A 17,470-nucleotide genomic window follows, 5' to 3' on the forward strand; every position below is an offset into this window, starting at 1 on the left:
TCACTGCAATTCACCCTCGTGACAAAGTTGGATGACAATATTTTGCTTATCAATTTCATGTAATTTATTCAGCGTTTCATAATACGCTTGCTTATCATCCATGATGATATTAGCAATCGCCATTGGCCCACGTAATTGTTTATAGTTGGTTGGTGACCACGCGGCATCCCCCGCAAGGAGCACCCAACCTGTATTCGTTAAAACGCATAAACCAATGTGACCTGCTGCATGACCAGGAAGCGGTACAATTAATAAGGTCTTTTGCTTATTTACGGCGTAACCTTCGCCTAATATTTGCAATTCATGAGGCAAAGAAACACGCTCAAACCCTTCATAAAACACAGTGCGTTGTTCAAAATCATCGGGTAATAACCCGCTGACAAAGGCATTTTTTAAGGCGGCAAAACCGGTTAAGTGACGTGTTTTTGCCCACCCATCACCAGAGCAAATAATGGGGATCTCAGGGAAGTCACGTAGCCCTGCGATATGGTCACCATGAAAGTGAGACAAAATAACGGCATTAATATCTGCGGGTTTTATTCCATCATCAGCCAGCTGATTAACTAATGCCTGTTTACTGTCGAAGTAAACTGGGGTAATGGCTCGATATAACCGCATAATTCCGTGGCGAGTATGATCATAAAAATGCGTCGCATAACCAGTATCAAATAACCAACGTTGGTTTTCATCGTTAATTAACCATGCTCTGGCAGGAAATTTACAGGATTTAAAGCTCGCACCTTTAAGGGCGACGCAACCTGGGTGTGTGCAATACCCCACTTCATACTGGTGGATGGTTAACATAAATTCTCCTGCTGTTTTAACCATTTCGCCGTTAATTTGACCCCTTGTTGCATCGTATATAAAGGGTAATAACCGAGTTCTTGTTGTGCTTTTTGGTTATCAAGTGTCATGGTGAAATAGGCGGCTCCAAGGCTATAACGCGTCAGTAAGGGTTCTTTTCCTGTTATATAGCCAATCGCTTCTAAAAGAGTTGCCAGACCATACAGTAACGGGTAAGGCGCAGAACGAATTTCACACTTTAAATTCAATTCACTAAACAATTGTTGAAGCGTTTGCTTTAGCGCTTGAGGCTGTTGATTGGTGATATTGTAGGCAGCTCCACTTTTAAGTCCATTTTTAACAGTCGCTAATTGCATACTGTGAACCACATTTCCCACATAAGTGAGGTCGAAATGGTTATTTCCCCCATTAGGTAATATCAATTTACCTTGGCGTGATTTTATTTGTGCTAATAACCTCGGTAAAAGTACACGGTCATGAGGTCCAAATAACCCCCTTGGACGTAAAATAGTGTAGCGTGTTGTTGGAAACTGGCTCACACACTGTTCGATAACGGTTTCTGCTAAATATTTTGTTCTTGCATATTGATTGGCAAAATGGGTATTAACCGTCGATTCACTAATATCTTGCTGGTGTGTGAAATTGAAATAAATTGCAGGGGTAGAAATATGAATAAAGCGCGAAACGTTAGCTTCACCAGCGGCAGTTGCTAAGGTTTGAGTCGCATGTATATTTGTTTTTTCAAAGTCTTGGCGCTTTCCCCAAGGCGAAGAAAGTGCGGCACAGTGCCATATTGCATCACAGCCGGCCATTAGTTTTTTGGCATCTTGCTGGGTTAAATCGGCCAATTCTACTGAAATAAATTTAGCACCCATTTGGCTCAGTTGTTGACCTGCTTGTTGATTACGACCACAAGCAATGACTTCAATCCCCCTTTGCAGTAAATATTCGCTAGCATTGCGTCCTAGCCCACTGGTTGCGCCGGTGACTAATATTTTCACGGGATAAGTACCATTGCACATAGTGCTAATCCTGCTGCTGTTCCGATTAACATTGCACTTTGCTTTTCATAAAACCGACCGCTAATAATCGCCTCATGTAATGCTGAGGGGATAGATGCTGCGACTTGGTTACCACGATATCGATAGATATCAATCAATTGGTCTGTTGTTACCCCGACACGTTGGCGCATATGCTCTAACGATAAATGACTAGCTTGGTGTGGAATAACTGTCTCTATTTGCTTGAGTTGTAAGCCTGATTCATGAAAAACCTGTTGCATAAAGTCTTCAATTAAAGAGGAGGCTAAGCGGAATAGTTTTTTACCTTGCATATGGAAAAGGAAATCATCCTCAGTCATACCTGAACGCGGATTACGCCTTGTACCGCCAGCTCGGATTTCACAAAAATCAATGCCAGCAGTATAAGTTGTATGGGTATAAGAAATAATACCGCTAGTTCCATCGCCTTTTTCAACGATCACACAAGCTGCACCATCCCCAAAAATCAATGATGATTCCTTGTCCTGCCAATCAATTCCCCGTGAAGCAATATCTGCAGAGACGATAGCAATTCGCTGATAAGCACTGGTTGCGAGTAAGCCCGCGGCAACTTGTAATGCGGTAATAAAACTAATACAACTGGCATTGACATCAAAGCATGCAATGCCTTCCCTTAAGTTTGATTGCTCCAGGATATGCGCTGCGGAGCAGGGTAACGCTTGAACAGGGATAGCAGAGGCATTTATTAGCATATCAATACTTTGAGGATTGATATGACTAGCGTCCAGTGTGTTTTGGATCGCCTGAGCTGCCAGCTCGGCTTGCGAATCAGTATTACTGGCATGATAGCGGTATTCAATGCCTGAATGTTTTTCAACAAACCCTATCGATTTATTGAGTTTTTCATCAAGCATTGAAGAAAAAATTTTATTCTTAGGCAGTGCTACACCAGAAGCTATGATTTTAAGTGGTGTGATTAAGCTATTACCAGACATATAAAGTAGTGCCTATCTAACAAAGATGGGGGTAATAAATATCAGAGTTCTACCATTTAATATATAGGAATTACGGAGTTATTGTTATCGGTAAACTCTTTATGAACCTCGTCAATTAGCGCGTAAATAACTGTTTGCCATGCTTTAGGTAATGACGATTGCCAAACAACGTCAATTTGCCATTGGGCTTGCTTGTGATGTTGAATAGGAATAAAGCAGATATCTTCCCGGCTAATATGCCTCGCACTGTATGGAACAAGGCTTACGCCTACTTTAGCGGCAACCAATGCAATAAGAGTCTGAATATCATTAGCTTCCTGCAATGGGGTAATTTTAACCCCCTCAGATTGCAGGTAGCGCTGAATTTGCTGATATAGACCTAAACCGCGTTGAGCCCGCAATGTGAGTAATGGATATTGCGCTAAGTAGTCATTTATTGTGCTTTTCTTCTGATGACCTTGGGCTATAGCAAGAGCGAGTACTTCCTGTTTTAATTTCTGGCTTGTAAGTGTTTTTGTAGCGGCTGTATCAAGGTGGCGAGTAAAGGCAATATGCAGTTGATGTTCTTGAAGCTGTTTTTCCATTTCATGGGAGGGCATATCATCTAGTTGAATCGCAATATTAGGTAATTTTTCACGAAGCCGTGCAACAAAAAAAGAAGCTTCCTGAAAAGTTGAAATCCCAAAGCCGACATTTAAGGACAATGGTGGTTTTTCTCCAAGAGCGATAGCTTGGTTAAGCAACTCCATTATTTGGCTAATAGCTTGTTTTGCATAAGGTAATAATGCTTGGCCCGATTCGGTGAGTACAGCACCGTGGCGACCACGCTGAAATAATATTATACCTAATTGGTTTTCTAATAATTTTATTTGCTTTGTTAAAGCCGGTTGGCTAATACAGAGGCGTGATGCGGCTTCACGATAGTTTGCCGTATCAGCGAGGGTAATAAATGCACGAAGAAGCCGAGTATCCATTATGGTTTGCTGCACACCTCTTAGTTGAAATGTATTAACTCTATAATATCCACCTTATTAATAAGATACTATAGAGTTTCCGGTCTTATGGTTTAGTGCTTTTACTTGGGTTAGGCACTGAAGGTGGTGTCTGGCAAGCAAAACGAACACGACGGATATCCGTTTCATTGCCTATTGTTTCATTGATCATTCGGTAAAGTTCTGGCCGTCTTCCCGTTAGCCAACGTCGACCACTTGATGTTGGCAGTAAGTTGAGGTCAAGATCCGCAATGATCATATCATCGTCAATGGCTAAGCTTTCGTTGATAATCCGCCCATAAGGGTCAATTATCATCGCATTTCCAGTACGAATTTCATCATCATCTAAACCTACGCCATTACTGAATAGGTAAAACACACCGTTATCATGGGCTCTAGCTGGTAGCCAGCGCATCAGCCATCCACGCCCATGTTCCCCTTGAAATGCATCAAATAATGCTTGTGGGTTATTTTGCCTATTTTCCCAAAGGTTCAGGTCGAGTGGTTTCATTCCATATGGGCTACTTGAATGAGTTCCTCCTGTTTGATGGGGAGCAAGAATAATATCAGCACCTAGCAGTGCGTTGATCCGCGGGTTTTCTATCAAATTATTATCCCAGCAAATTAAGATCCCCACTTTAACCCCCCATGGGGTATCGAATACCGTATAGCTATCTCCACTATGGATAACGGGGTGTTCAAAGGCATGTAATTTTCGATGAGCATGGTATTGCCCATCCGGCATGCAGGCAACCCAAGTATTGTAGCATTGCCCATCTAAGCCTCTTTCAATTAACCCGACACCGATGAGCATATCTAATTCTTTAGCCCGCTGGCGGATTAGGGACAATGATGGGCTATCGTGTAGTGTTTCACTGAGCGCATAAACGGCAGGATCAGCTAGTTTAGGAACATGCCAGTAACCAGTTATGCACATTTCAGGCAAAACAAGTATTTTTACTTTTTGTTTTGCGGCTTGGGTAATGAAATGGTGAATACGCTCTAGGTTATAAGCTTTGTCGCCAGGTTTATGTTGGAATTGCACTGTTGCAACGCGAAGTAATGATTGTGTTTGCATAGAATCTCCTTGGTTAAGGAGATCAAAGCAGGTTATTCGCACAAAAAATAATGAGTTATTTTCTTGTTCAATTACTATTTGTTATCGGAAGGGTGTCCTTAGTTGTTATCAAATATATATATCGATAAATAAATATTTTTAAATATATTATTTCGTATAGTATTCAAAAAAAGACTTTTCTTGGTGTTGATATCTTTATAGCGTTATTGATCTTAGTTTAACCCATTGACTAATATATTTTCTGCCAAGCTATGAATTTTATAAATAAACGATGAAAGTGATAGCTATTCTAAGTATTGACTCACTGAATTTCCCCTAAAATGCTTTGAGGAGCAGCCATATTCTGTGTTTTATGAATGGTTTTTACTGTTTAAGAGATATCTTACAAGAATAAACATCGATTTTATGCACTTTTTACCAGCTAAGGTGATAATTATTATGTTTTATTTTTGTTAAATTGTTTTTTTATAGCTCTTTTGGCAATAATATTTCTTATTTTGTTACATTTGGAAATAAATATAACCGATTGTTATTTAAAGGTTATTTTTTCAATATTAATTTATTAAATCTAAAAAATGGGGTATTTAACTATTTGATAATAGTATTACTCGCTAAATGAGAATTACACGGTTTTTATGAGTCAAAAATAGATGTTTTAACCTATTCTCTGATTTTTTATCTTTCGCACTCTTAATGGGAGTATGGAAAATTGACTATCAATTCCATTATAAAAAATGATAAAAATAAAAATACCACTGACAATGGTTTTTTTAAAATAAACTAAAACAATGTAAAAAATAAATTAATTTATAATTTTTTTATATAAAAATACTTATTAATCAATGGCTATATTATTAAATACCTAAAAATCATCTGAAACTATCAAGTAAGGTTAGTTGAGTCTCATTTTTATATATTACCATCATGGGTTGTAATATAGTCTAATTTTACTTAAATCAACGTGTTAGGATTATAAATATCATATGAATAATAAAGTGAAGTTGTATTATTTAGGTGATTTTCTTCTTAGTGATAAAGCTAAATTTAAATGAACAAATATTGATAGGTTTCACTGACTTGAATTGATTAAATTGATCGTTAGAAACAGTTTTACTTTTATATATTGAAATTTATAATTAACTCAAATTACGAGTTTTAATTAATTTGTTCTATTTTAATTTGCATTTGTAAGTACAAATTTTATTATACTAAAGGTTTTTGATCTGTTATATAGTTTAGCCGTTTAATATTTTAGGTTATCTTGGGCTATCGTTGATGACAAACGTTAATAGAATAGTAGGAAAAGAGATTAGAAAAAGAAGAAAGCACTTGGGGCTTTCTGGTTTTGAATTGGCAAATCTTGTTGGTGTTAGCCAGCAACAAATTTCACGCTATGAAAGGGGGGAATGTAACATTAATATCGAAAATTTACATGTTCTCGCTAATGCGCTGGAAACGGAGATGATTTGTTTTTTCATTGATGATGTATTTATAAATAAAGAAAATAATCATATATAAATATTAAAATTAGTCTAATTATAAATGCTAAAATAACCATCCATTAGTATGGATGTATTAAGATAAATTCACATTTCATAAAAATAATTATTTTTAATAACGGTGTATTACTATATTTATTGTATATAGTAAATGCCTGCTTTTTTATTACACTCTTAGCAAAAAAATATCAACTTAATAATTATCTTGATTATTAGGTGATTGGTACATCTGTCGTCTTTTTATAGGAAAATATAAATGAAATTAACCAAAATTGCATTAGCTACAATTATCGCATCTTCATTTGGCATTGCAAATGCAGCACCAGTAGACCAAGGTAGCGGTATTATTAACTTTACGGGTAAAGTTATCAATGCACCTTGCTCACTTCCTGGTGATGGCACAATCAATGTAGACCTCGGCCAAGTTGCAAATAAAGTATTAGAAACCGGTAATAAATTTAGCCAAAGCGTTCAGTACAATATTGCTTTAGAAAACTGTGACTTAGGTGAAGTTAAAGATTCTAACGACCAAGTTGTTTTCCCTGCGGTTAGCAAAGTTAAAGTCACTTTCACAGGTACTCCGGACACTACGGCTAAAGAATTATTAGCAAATACAGGTACTTCTAAAGGTGTTGGTGTTCGTTTAATCAACGCTGATGGTGCGACAATGAAAGTAGGTGATACAAGTGTTGAGATGCCATTAGCTGATGGTCCAAACAAACTGGCATTCAGTGCTCGTGTTGAAGCAAATGGTGACAAAGTTGAAACAGGTAGTATCATTTCTCAAGCAACTTACGCTTTAAACTACCTGTAATTTATATTTTTAATAACAGGCATGTATTTGCCTGTTATTTTTCCTTTGTTATTTGCTTTTTATTTTTTTGGCAGGGAACTCCATGTCTTTATTGCCTCATTTTAAAATGAATAAAATATTATTTTCTATTGTATTGGCATTTTCTATTTCAGAAATATCCAATGCTGTGGAATTTAATATGAATATTATTGATGCAAAGGACAGAGATAATATTGACTTGAGTCAGTTCTCAAACCCTGATTTTATTCCAGCCGGTGAATATCTGACAGATATTACGTTGAATGGCCGAAAGTTATCTGGTCAACACTTAATTAAGTTTATTGAAACGAGTAAAGATAATTCAACACTCTGCATTACACCAGAAATGGTAGATATTTTTGCACTAAAAAAGAAGGTTAAGGAAGAACTTCTGCAAAATAATAATGGCCAGTGTGTTGAACTATCTAAAAATTTAGATATTACATATCGCTTCGACAAGGCGAATCAAAATATCTTATTTTCTATTCCTCAAGCTTGGTTAGAGTATGACGACCCTTATTGGGTTCCACCATCTCAATGGGAGAATGGCATTACAGGGGCTTTTCTTGACTATAACCTATTTGCGAATTATTCCTCTCCTAAAAATAATAGTGAAACATTTAGTGCCAGTAGTAATGGTACCACTGGTATCAATTTAGGTGCTTGGCGTTTTCGTGCAGACTATCAATATCAATATAATCGTTCTCAAGGGAAAACAAACGAACGTTTCGATTGGACCCAACTTTATGCTTTTCGTGCATTACCAGAAATGGGTGCGAAAGTATTGTTAGGGGAGTCTTATTTAAAAACAAACCTATTTGATAGTTTCCGTTTTATTGGTGCTTCTGTTTTCAGTGATAATCGCATGTTACCGCCTTCTTTGCGTGGGTATGCGCCACAGGTAACAGGGATTGCAAAAACAAATGCAATGGTGATTGTTTCACAAAATGGGCGAGTGATTAAGCAAGCAAGGGTAGCTCCAGGGCCATTTAATATCCAAGATATTACAGAAGCTGTACAAGGCACCTTAGATGTGACTATCGAGGAAGAGGATGGGTCAAAAACGACGTATCAAGTGACTGCGGCATCATTGCCGTTTTTAACTCGCCAAGGGCAATTTCTGTATAAATTTACGGTGGGTCAGTCCGATTCATTTGGCCGCTCGCAGAAAGTCGACCCGCGGTTTATTGCGGGTGAGATATCCTATGGATTATTTGGAAATACCTCTCTTTTTGGGGGCTTAATAGCGACTATTGATAATACTAATTACCAAGCTGTAAACCTTGGTATTGGGCAAAATATGAATATGTTTGGTGCGATCTCACTGGATATTACTCGCACACACGCAAACTTAGATAATTTTGGTTCTTATTCAGGTAATAGCTACCGTTTAAATTATTCTAAGCGCTTTGAGTCTACGAATTCCCAAGTGACATTCGCTGGCTATAAGTTCTCTGAAAAAGAATTTTTAACTATGCCGCAATATATTGATGCAGCTAATGGAGCGCTGGACTTTAGACGCGATAAAAACGTGTATACGGCATCTTTTAATCAATATATCAGCCCATTAGATTTAACTATTTATTTTAATGCATCACATCATCAATTTTGGAATAGTGAATCTACAACTAACTTTGGGATGAGTTTCAGTAAATTGTTTAGTGTTGGGCAGATTAAAAATATTTCTGGGACATTGTCACTTAATAAAATTAAATATGAAACGACAGATGATAACCAAATTTATTTATCATTTTCTATCCCATTAGAAGGCGGTAGCTCCATCAGTTATGACGCGCAATATGCTGATAATGACCACAGTTTTGGGCAGTCTGTTGCGTACTATAGCGAGAATGTGAATAACAACTATTGGAGTATGCGTGTTGGCGGTTCTCAACATGAACTTGGACGCGCAGAGCCAAATATTAGCGGTAGCTATCAGCATTCATCTCCTTACGGCGTATTAAACGTCAACGCGACGGAAAATATTAATTCTTATCGTGCATTTGGTGGTAGTTGGTATGGTTCGATGACAGCCACGAAATACGGTGCAGCAATGCACCGCAATGGAACCAATAATGAGCCACGAGTCATGATTGATAGTGACAATGTTGCTGGTATTTCTATTAATAATGGCGAGTCAGTGACAAACCGTTTCGGGATTGGAGTGGCGACAAGTTTGAACAGTTTCTCCAATTCAGATGTATATATTGATATGAATACATTACCAGATGATGTTGATGTTAATGACAATATCATTGGTAAAACATTAACCGAAGGTTCGATTGGTTATCAAAAAATAAAAGCAAATCAAGGGAAACGTATTTTAGCGGTTATTCGCTTGAGTAATGGTAATTATCCACCATTAGGGACGAGTGTTATTGAAGTGAATACCGGTAGGGAAGTAGGCATCATCGCAGATAGTGGGGTGACTTATTTGACCGGTGTTAACCCAGAAGAAAACTACTTTGTTAAATGGGCCAGTGGCGCGAATCAGTGTCGTTTAAATTTACCTAATATTGCCGAAAAAAATCAGGGGAAAGTCCTGATCCCTTGCCAATAAAGGAATGATGTATGAGTAAAAAGTATGTAGTAGCTTTAGGGCTTTCACTCGTTTTTGTCGGTATGCAATTTGCGTCCGCAGCAATCAATATTGACCGTACCCGAATTATTTTTCCGGGCAAAGATAAGTCGATTAGTTTGGTTATTAATAATCAAAGTAAAACAATGCCATATTTAGCTCAGTCTTGGATGGAAGATGAAAAAGGGAATAAGGTTTCAGAACCTTTTACGGTACTCCCTCCTATGCAACGGGTTGAACCAAATGCGAAAAACCAAATTAAAATCATCAAAACAGAAGGCGTTGATTTACTTCCCCAAGATAGAGAATCGCTATTTTATTTAAATGTACGTGAAATTCCGCCTGTCGCTGATAAAGAAAATATCGTGCAAATTGCGATTCAAAGCCGTTTGAAAATGTTTTATCGCCCACCTCAGATTGAAAATAATAGCGATAAGGTTTGGGCAAAAGAATTGAAATATATTCATAAAGGTAATCAATTACTCATTGAAAACCCAACAAAATATTATGTGACATTAGGTTATTTAAGTAACAACAATAGAAATAATTTCCCCGGTTTTGAAAGTGTTATGGTGGCACCTCTTTCGAAAGAACGTGTTGTCGTACCGAGCGAAGGGTTTACTCAATTGTACACAGGGTACATGGATGATTACGGCGGTATGAAGATGTTGACTTACCGATGTGTTGCTTCGACATGCCAATTGTCAAAAGAGAGCCAATAGGATTTTAGAAATGAGAAATTGTTACTTTTCAATATGTTTTTTCATGTTGTCTTTGGTTGGAAATCATTCTTACGCAGACAGTAGCATGATGAGAGGAGACCTTAATTTTACAGGGAATGTTATTTCATTACCTTGCAAAATCTCATTTTCCTCTATTGATCAAAATATTGAACTTGGCCCAATTTCTCTGAACTATTTTAATGAGATCGGGGATCGAAGCCCTAAGCATGAGATCAAATTAAAATTTGATGATTGTATTTTTCCCAAACGCGACTGTGATGATAGAGACCCTGTTGTTCAGCTTATGTTTATTTCAGAGCCAACTAGCAGTACAGACCGTAATTTATTTGGTGGCAAAACCATTCTAAATGGTTATGGGATTCGATTAATGGATAAAGATGGCAATATTGTCCCCAATGGTAAATACCGCAGTTATCCAATTTATTTTGATGATAACCAACAAATTACGATTTATTCCATGCTAGAGAGTTATCTACCAAGAAATGAATTAACAGTGGGTAATATTAAAACGCAAATTACCTTAAATATTACTTACATATAAGGTGTATAAATCATGATACACAAGTTTATTCAAAAATATGGTTTTTATATTTTATTTCTATTTGTTTTTATTAGCCCAAAAACCTTCGCATTAGATTGTGTGGAAAAGGGGACAGGAGATGTCGAAAAACCGGCAGTCCCTGTAGGTCAATTGGCTATTCCTGCTGATACAATTGCAGGCTCTATTATTTGGCAGTCCGACCCTTTAACTGTGACCGTTTATTGTGACAATGTACTTGGTAATGCTGTTGACGTTGTACATATGTATTTTAATCCGAAATCTCAAAAACTTGGGACGGGGTTATTACTAGGCGCGAATTACCAAGGCCAACAATTAGAACAAAATGAGCAGCGTGTCAACTTAGGGACTCGTCCTATTCGCCGTGGAGAGAGTGTCACGGTAACAGTGACTTTTACACTATATATCAAAGTGACGGGTATTATTCCTCCTTCAGGTAACTACACAGGGGATAACCAATTTACGGTTTTCCAGTTTGATGGAAGTGGTGGGATAAATCATACCAATGGTGCAAAAAACTTGAAGTATTCTATTATTGGGTTACGTGGTATTCGCTTCCTCAAGTGTGGGGCTGATATAAAAGTGTACCCTGAATCACAGCAGATTGATTTTGGCCAGATGATGATCACTGAGCTGAACCAAGGTAAAGAGTTTAAAAAAAGTTTTCAAGTTCAAGCTGTGAAAAGAGGCTGCCTCGATAATTTTTCCATGAATATTAATTTTGAAACCACCGATCCGTTAAATGGTGAATATGCGATTGATTTAAAAAACGGAACCAATCTAACGATTATGGATGATAAAAGTAACCGTATAAAATTTAACTACTTTCAATTTTTTGGGAGCTTGCCTCAAGGAAGTACATCTGTAACTCGTGACTACAGTGCGTCGATTAAAAAAGTTAGCTCAGTGAAAACAGGGGCATTTAACGCCTCAACTATTGTTCGTATTAACTACTATTAATTTGCATATATGTGAAAAGAGCAGGCTTTGAACCTGCTCTTTTTCTATGGTGCACAAAGAGACAAACTAACGAAAGTGAATGTAATTCATTACTTAGTATAGAGAGTCTTATTTAACACATTTACGGCAGCTTTTATCTTGAACTTGCTCAAAGAAATTATTTCCTTTGTCATCCACAAGAATAAAGGCTGGCAACCCTTCAACTTCCATTTTCCAAATCGCTTCCATTCCTAATTCTGGATACTCAAGGCAATTTAAACTTTTCACATATTCTTGAGCGAGGATCGCAGCTGAGCCCCCGATACTGCCTAAATAGAAACCGCCATGTTTTTTACACGCATCAGTCACTAATTGAGTCCGATTACCTTTTGCAAGCATCAACATGCTACCACCATGGGACTGAAACAAATCTACATAAGGGTCCATGCGGTTGCCTGTTGTTGGGCCTAAAGAACCGGAGACCATGTCTTCTGGTTTTTTCGCTGGCCCTGCGTAGTACACCATATGGTCTTTAAAGTATTGCGGTAACTCTTCGCCGTTATCTAAACGTTCTTTAAGCTTGGTATGAGCAATATCACGAGCAATAATGAGTGGACCACTGAGGGAAACTCGAGTCGATACAGGGTGTTTACTTAGCTCGGCCAAAATATCTTTCATTGGACGGTTAAGGTCGATATGAACCACTTTCCCTTCTGTTTGGTTACGCATCGATTCAGGGATATATTGGGCTGGATTATGTTCCATTTTTTCAAGCCACAAACCGTCTTTAGTGATCTTAGCCTTGATATTACGGTCAGCAGAGCATGAAATGGCTAACCCGATTGGGCAAGAGGCTCCGTGGCGTGGTAAGCGAATAACACGGACATCATGAGCAAAATATTTACCGCCAAATTGTGCACCAAAGCCAAGGTGACGTGAGGCTTCTAATAACTCATTTTCTAACTCAATATCACGGAAAGCACGGCCGTACTCATTACCTGTTGTCGGTAAGTTATCGTAGTATTTAGCAGAAGCCAATTTGGCTGTTTTCAGCGTAGTTTCAGCAGAAGTACCGCCAATAACGAATGCGATATGATATGGAGGGCAAGCGGTTGTCCCCAAATTACGCATTTTATCAATTAAGAAGTCTTTTAATTTAGCAGGAGTTAGCGTTGCTTTGGTTTCTTGATAAAGGGCTGACTTATTAGCAGAGCCGCCGCCTTTGTTGACGAACAGGAAATGGTATTCATCACCTGTAGTCGCAAAAATATCAAATTGTGCAGGTAGGTTCGTGCCTGTGTTGACTTCATTGAACATATCAAGTGGGGCATTTTGAGAAAAACGTAGGTTTTCATGTTGGAATACGTTATAAATCCCTCGAGAGAGGTATTCTTCGTCATCGCAGCCCGTCCAAACTTGCTGGCCTTTTTTACCAACAACAGCAACTGTTCCGGTATCTTGGCAGTTTGGTAAAATGCCTTTTGCAGAGATATCAGCGTTACGCAGCAATTGTAGTGCTACGTATTTATCATTTTCACTGGCTTCTGGGTCATGCAATATAGCTGCAACTTGCTTTTGGTGAGCAGCCCTTAGAAAAAATTGTGATTCATAAATTGCGCGTTCAGCAAGAAGTGTTAGTGCTTCAGGCTCTATTTTTAAAATTTGTTTACCCGCGAATTGCTCGACAGAAACATATTTATCAGAAACTTGGGTATATTCAGTTTTATCCTCAGATAAAGGATATGGTTCTTGATAAAAAAACTCTTTATTAGCCATTTTGATCACTCACATATTAATTTCAGTGGAATATCCAAAAAATCACCCGTAGGCTTATGTTTATTCTTAATTAATTCAATTTGAAAGACACAAAGTAAAATTTATAGGTGTAATAATAAAACTAAGCTTACAAAACAAGTTACTAAAGGTTACAATTTAAGCTGATATTATATCAATTTGGCCCTTATATTCAAAGGGATGCATGAGATTATATGACGCGGATTAAATTTATAGGGATAAAAGTCATTGATTAATAAAAGTTAGATTCAAATCACATAATATTATTAATAACTAAGGTTTTAACCATTTGTTATAGATGTTATCGATTATTGACTATTTAAGTGCTTAATCATGATAAATAGCTATGGCTACATTTTTTCAATTAAAACGATTCAGTTAATCCAATGCTTATTTTCATTTTATTTTTTGCAGGAATATGTGATTTAAAATCATACGGTATTTATAATCCAAGGGTTTTAAATAAATGAAAATGATTATTTACATAATTAAGTTCTATTTCCTATTAGATATTTTAAGCATATGAAAAGCATTGAATTTAACTTAAGTTTAGTGTGTGAATATACTAAGAAAATCTATAGATATCGATAAATTGATAGCATATACCTCTATGTTGCTTATTTTTATCAGAAATCTGATTTATTTATTGATAATTCATAATGAAAGGCAAACGAAATGGCGAAAATGGCTTTCAATTTACAAAAACTGTGTTTATCATGCAGGGCTTATGAACTATAAAATGGCGCTACTGGTTTTGGGCTTTGCTGGGGAAGGATGAAGAGTATATCTCCGACAAGCTTATACAGTCTTTAACGGTGGCGGTTCTATCTGCATTATTCCTAGGGATAGAGTGTATAATAAATGACTGAGACAACCTCTCTGACACCACTCGTCGAATTAAAATCTTTGAATAAAGGTTTTGATGGCAAACAAATTATTTCTGAACTTGACTTAACTATTCAAAATGGTGAGTTTTTAACCATTCTTGGGCCTTCAGGTTGCGGCAAAACGACGGTTTTACGTCTTATTGCTGGGCTAGAAGACGTCGATGATGGGAAAATTATTCTTGATGGTCAAGATATTACGGATATTCCCGCAGAGCAGCGCTTTGTGAATACCGTATTCCAAAGCTATGCTTTATTTCCTCATATGACCGTGTTTGAAAACGTAGCCTTTGGTTTACGCATGCAGAAAACACCTGCGGCTGAAATTCAAAAGCGCGTTGACCAAGCCTTGCGTATGGTTCAATTGGAAGATTTTGCTGAGCGTAGACCCAACCAACTGTCTGGTGGTCAACAACAGCGCGTGGCAATTGCTCGTGCCGTTGTTAATCGGCCGAAAGTCTTGCTGCTGGATGAATCATTGTCCGCGCTAGATTATAAACTACGCAAACAAATGCAAAATGAGCTAAAAGCCCTTCAGCGGAAATTGGGGATCACGTTTATTTTTGTTACCCATGATCAAGAAGAAGCTTTAGCGATGTCTGATCGGATCATCGTTATGCGTGAAGGGAAGATTGAGCAAGATGGTACGCCTCGTGAAATTTATGAGGAGCCCAAAAACTTATTTGTTGCTCAATTTATTGGCGAAATTAACATTTTCGATGCAAAAGTCTTGTATCGCCTTGATGACAAACGCATTCGTGCCAACGTCGAAGGCCATGAATGTGATATTTTCACCGAACTTTCTGTCGAGGAAGGGCAGCATGTTAATGTGTTATTACGCCCAGAAGACCTACGAGTTGAAGAAGTGAATGATGCCGATAATTACCCAGGGCTGATTGGCTACGTGCGTGAGCGTAACTACAAAGGCATGACGTTAGACTCAGTGGTTGAGATGGAAGATGGCAAAATTATCATGGTAAGCGAATTCTTCAATGAAGATGACCCTGATGTTGACCACTCCCTTAACCAAAAAGTTGCTGTGACTTGGGTCGAAAGCTGGGAGGTAGTTCTGGATGATCATTCGTAAACATAAAATTTTGCAGAATGTCATCATCACCGGTGTCGTTGCTTGGTTAGTCCTATTTGTCTTTTTGCCAAATGTCATGATTATTGGCACCAGTTTTTTGACACGTAGTGATACTAATTTAGTTGACCTCGTTTTCACATGGGATAACTACATTCGCTTATCTGACCCAATGTATGCAGAAGTGATGCTTCATTCGCTTAATATGGCGCTGATTGCGACCTTCTTCTGCTTAGTCATTGGGTACCCGTTTGCTTTTATATTGGCTAAGTTACCAAAGCGTATCCAACCCCTGATGCTATTTTTGTTGATTGTACCTTTTTGGACTAACTCACTAATCCGTATCTATGGTTTGAAAGTTTTTCTTAGTACCAAAGGGTACTTGAATGACTTTTTACTTTGGGTTGGCATTGTTGATAAACCTTTGAGAATTATGTACACGCCAGAAGCGGTAATATTGGGGCTTATCTATATATTACTGCCGTTTATGGTAATGCCGCTTTATTCAAGTATCGAAAAACTGGATAAATCATATTTAGAAGCGGCAAGGGATCTTGGCGCGAATAAATTCCAGCGGTTTGTAAAAATTATCATTCCATTAACGATGCCTGGGATTATTGCGGGCTGTCTATTAGTTCTGCTGCCTGCAATGGGGTTATTTTATGTTGCAGATTTAATGGGCGGAGCAAAAAACCTGTTAATTGGTAATGTGATTAAGAGCCAGTTCTTGAATATTCGTGATTGGCCATTCGGGGCAGCAACCAGCATTTTCCTAACTGTGATGATGGGGTTATTGCTGTATGTGTATTATCGAGCGGCTAAGCTTCTGAATAAAAAGGCATATGAAGAATGATCGGACGTACTTTGCGTGGTGGCTTTATGGCCATCATTTACGCTTATCTTTATATTCCAATTATTATTTTGATTATTAACTCTTTCAATGAATCTCGTTTTGGTATTCAGTGGCAAGGGTTTTCAACAAAATGGTATGAATTACTCAGTAATAATGACAGCTTATTGGAAGCAGCAGGGCATTCGTTGACAATGGCTATCTTGTCAGCAACTTTTGCCACAGTTATTGGCACATTAACGGCGGTTGCTTTGTTTCGCTACCGTTTTAGAGGAAAGCCTTTTGTGGGGGGAATGCTGTTTGTGGTGATGATGTCCCCCGATATCGTGATGGCCATTTCCTTATTAGTGCTATTTATGATACTAGGTGTTTCACTGGGCTTTTGGTCATTGCTGTTTTCTCACATTACTTTCTGCCTGCCGTTTGTGGTTGTTACCGTATACGCAAGGCTCAAAGACTTTGATGTGAAGATGCTCGAAGCGGCACGTGACCTCGGTGCGGGTGAATTTACTATCTTACGTAAAATCATACTGCCTTTAGCATTACCTGCCGTTGTTGCTGGGTGGTTACTGAGTTTCACATTATCGATGGATGATGTGGTGGTTTCGTCATTTGTTACGGGGCCGAGTTATGAAATTTTGCCATTAAAAATTTATTCGATGGTGAAAGTGGGTGTTTCTCCTGAAGTGAATGCATTGGCAACCGTGTTGCTGATAATGTCCCTATTGCTTGTCTGTTTAAGTCAGTGGGTGATGCGGGATAAATACTCAAAAAAAGCCAAGTAATAAGTTAAACGATGGTGCTGTGTTTTGTTGTATTGCAGCATTTTTTTTAATGC

The 17,470-nt window shown here is 37.9% G+C and carries 15 protein-coding genes; 9 read left to right on the forward strand and 6 right to left on the reverse strand.

Going from position 1 to position 17,470, the window contains the following annotated elements; genetic code table 11:
• The 5 genes from ACIPUA_RS19255 to ACIPUA_RS19275 all read right to left on the reverse strand — a co-directional run bounded on the left by ACIPUA_RS19255 (position 1) and on the right by ACIPUA_RS19275 (position 4,870).
• A complete protein-coding gene (locus tag ACIPUA_RS19255) occupies positions 1–804 on the reverse strand; it encodes an MBL fold metallo-hydrolase (protein WP_042845493.1) in 804 nt (267 codons plus the stop codon).
• The gene (locus ACIPUA_RS19260; protein WP_129466669.1) at positions 798–1,805 is read right to left on the reverse strand and encodes an NAD-dependent epimerase/dehydratase family protein; all 1,008 of its coding nucleotides are present in this window, start codon (positions 1,803–1,805) and stop codon (positions 798–800) included. Before ACIPUA_RS19260 ends, ACIPUA_RS19255 begins: the two co-directional genes overlap by 7 nt.
• On the reverse strand, positions 1,802–2,800 hold the full coding sequence (locus tag ACIPUA_RS19265) for a 3-oxoacyl-[acyl-carrier-protein] synthase III C-terminal domain-containing protein (RefSeq protein ID WP_042845492.1): 999 nt from the start codon (positions 2,798–2,800) through the stop codon (positions 1,802–1,804). Before ACIPUA_RS19265 ends, ACIPUA_RS19260 begins: the two co-directional genes overlap by 4 nt.
• A gap of 56 nt (positions 2,801–2,856) precedes the next feature.
• Entirely contained in the window at positions 2,857–3,774 is a 918-nt protein-coding gene (locus tag ACIPUA_RS19270; protein ID WP_042845491.1) for a LysR family transcriptional regulator, read from the reverse strand.
• Between the two features lie 85 nt (positions 3,775–3,859).
• A complete protein-coding gene (locus ACIPUA_RS19275) occupies positions 3,860–4,870 on the reverse strand; it encodes a nitrilase family protein (protein WP_449060019.1) in 1,011 nt (336 codons plus the stop codon).
• Between the two features lie 1,275 nt (positions 4,871–6,145).
• Here ACIPUA_RS19275 and ACIPUA_RS19280 point away from each other — a divergent pair.
• The 6 genes from ACIPUA_RS19280 to ACIPUA_RS19305 all read left to right on the forward strand — a co-directional run bounded on the left by ACIPUA_RS19280 (position 6,146) and on the right by ACIPUA_RS19305 (position 12,041).
• Positions 6,146–6,388: a helix-turn-helix domain-containing protein gene (locus ACIPUA_RS19280; RefSeq protein ID WP_042845488.1), complete on the forward strand. Its 243-nt coding sequence runs from the start codon at positions 6,146–6,148 to the stop codon at positions 6,386–6,388.
• A 237-nt stretch (positions 6,389–6,625) separates the two neighbouring features.
• Complete coding sequence (locus tag ACIPUA_RS19285) at positions 6,626–7,183, forward strand: fimbrial protein (RefSeq protein WP_042845487.1); 558 nt, start codon at positions 6,626–6,628, stop codon at positions 7,181–7,183.
• A gap of 82 nt (positions 7,184–7,265) precedes the next feature.
• On the forward strand, positions 7,266–9,761 hold the full coding sequence (locus tag ACIPUA_RS19290; protein WP_042845485.1) for a fimbria/pilus outer membrane usher protein: 2,496 nt from the start codon (positions 7,266–7,268) through the stop codon (positions 9,759–9,761).
• A gap of 11 nt (positions 9,762–9,772) precedes the next feature.
• Positions 9,773–10,501 carry a fimbrial biogenesis chaperone gene (locus tag ACIPUA_RS19295; protein ID WP_449060020.1) on the forward strand — a complete coding sequence of 243 codons (729 nt, stop codon included), beginning with the start codon at positions 9,773–9,775 and terminating at the stop codon, positions 10,499–10,501.
• Positions 10,502–10,586: 85 nt separating this feature from the next.
• A complete protein-coding gene (locus tag ACIPUA_RS19300) occupies positions 10,587–11,063 on the forward strand; it encodes a fimbrial protein (RefSeq protein ID WP_449060021.1) in 477 nt (158 codons plus the stop codon).
• Positions 11,064–11,075: 12 nt separating this feature from the next.
• A complete protein-coding gene (locus tag ACIPUA_RS19305; protein WP_071548632.1) occupies positions 11,076–12,041 on the forward strand; it encodes a fimbrial protein in 966 nt (321 codons plus the stop codon).
• Positions 12,042–12,149: 108 nt separating this feature from the next.
• Here the strand turns inward: ACIPUA_RS19305 and ACIPUA_RS19310 are convergent, their stop codons facing one another.
• On the reverse strand, positions 12,150–13,796 hold the full coding sequence (locus ACIPUA_RS19310) for a fumarate hydratase (protein WP_042845480.1): 1,647 nt from the start codon (positions 13,794–13,796) through the stop codon (positions 12,150–12,152).
• Positions 13,797–14,675: 879 nt separating this feature from the next.
• Between ACIPUA_RS19310 and potA the strand changes: the two genes are divergently transcribed.
• From potA to potC, 3 genes are read left to right on the forward strand one after another with little or no spacing between them, the layout of a single operon-like run.
• A complete protein-coding gene (potA, locus tag ACIPUA_RS19315; protein WP_042845479.1) occupies positions 14,676–15,785 on the forward strand; it encodes a spermidine/putrescine ABC transporter ATP-binding protein PotA in 1,110 nt (369 codons plus the stop codon).
• Positions 15,772–16,635, forward strand: a complete 864-nt coding sequence (gene potB, locus ACIPUA_RS19320; protein ID WP_042845478.1) for a spermidine/putrescine ABC transporter permease PotB — start codon at positions 15,772–15,774, stop codon at positions 16,633–16,635. The genes potA and potB overlap by 14 nt, the downstream gene beginning before the upstream one ends.
• Positions 16,632–17,417, forward strand: coding sequence for a spermidine/putrescine ABC transporter permease PotC (potC, locus tag ACIPUA_RS19325; RefSeq protein ID WP_042845477.1), 786 nt, complete (start codon positions 16,632–16,634; stop codon positions 17,415–17,417). The genes potB and potC overlap by 4 nt, the downstream gene beginning before the upstream one ends.
• Positions 17,418–17,470: the final 53 nt, after the last annotated feature.

The organism is Providencia sp. AGC89 (assembly GCF_053543535.1).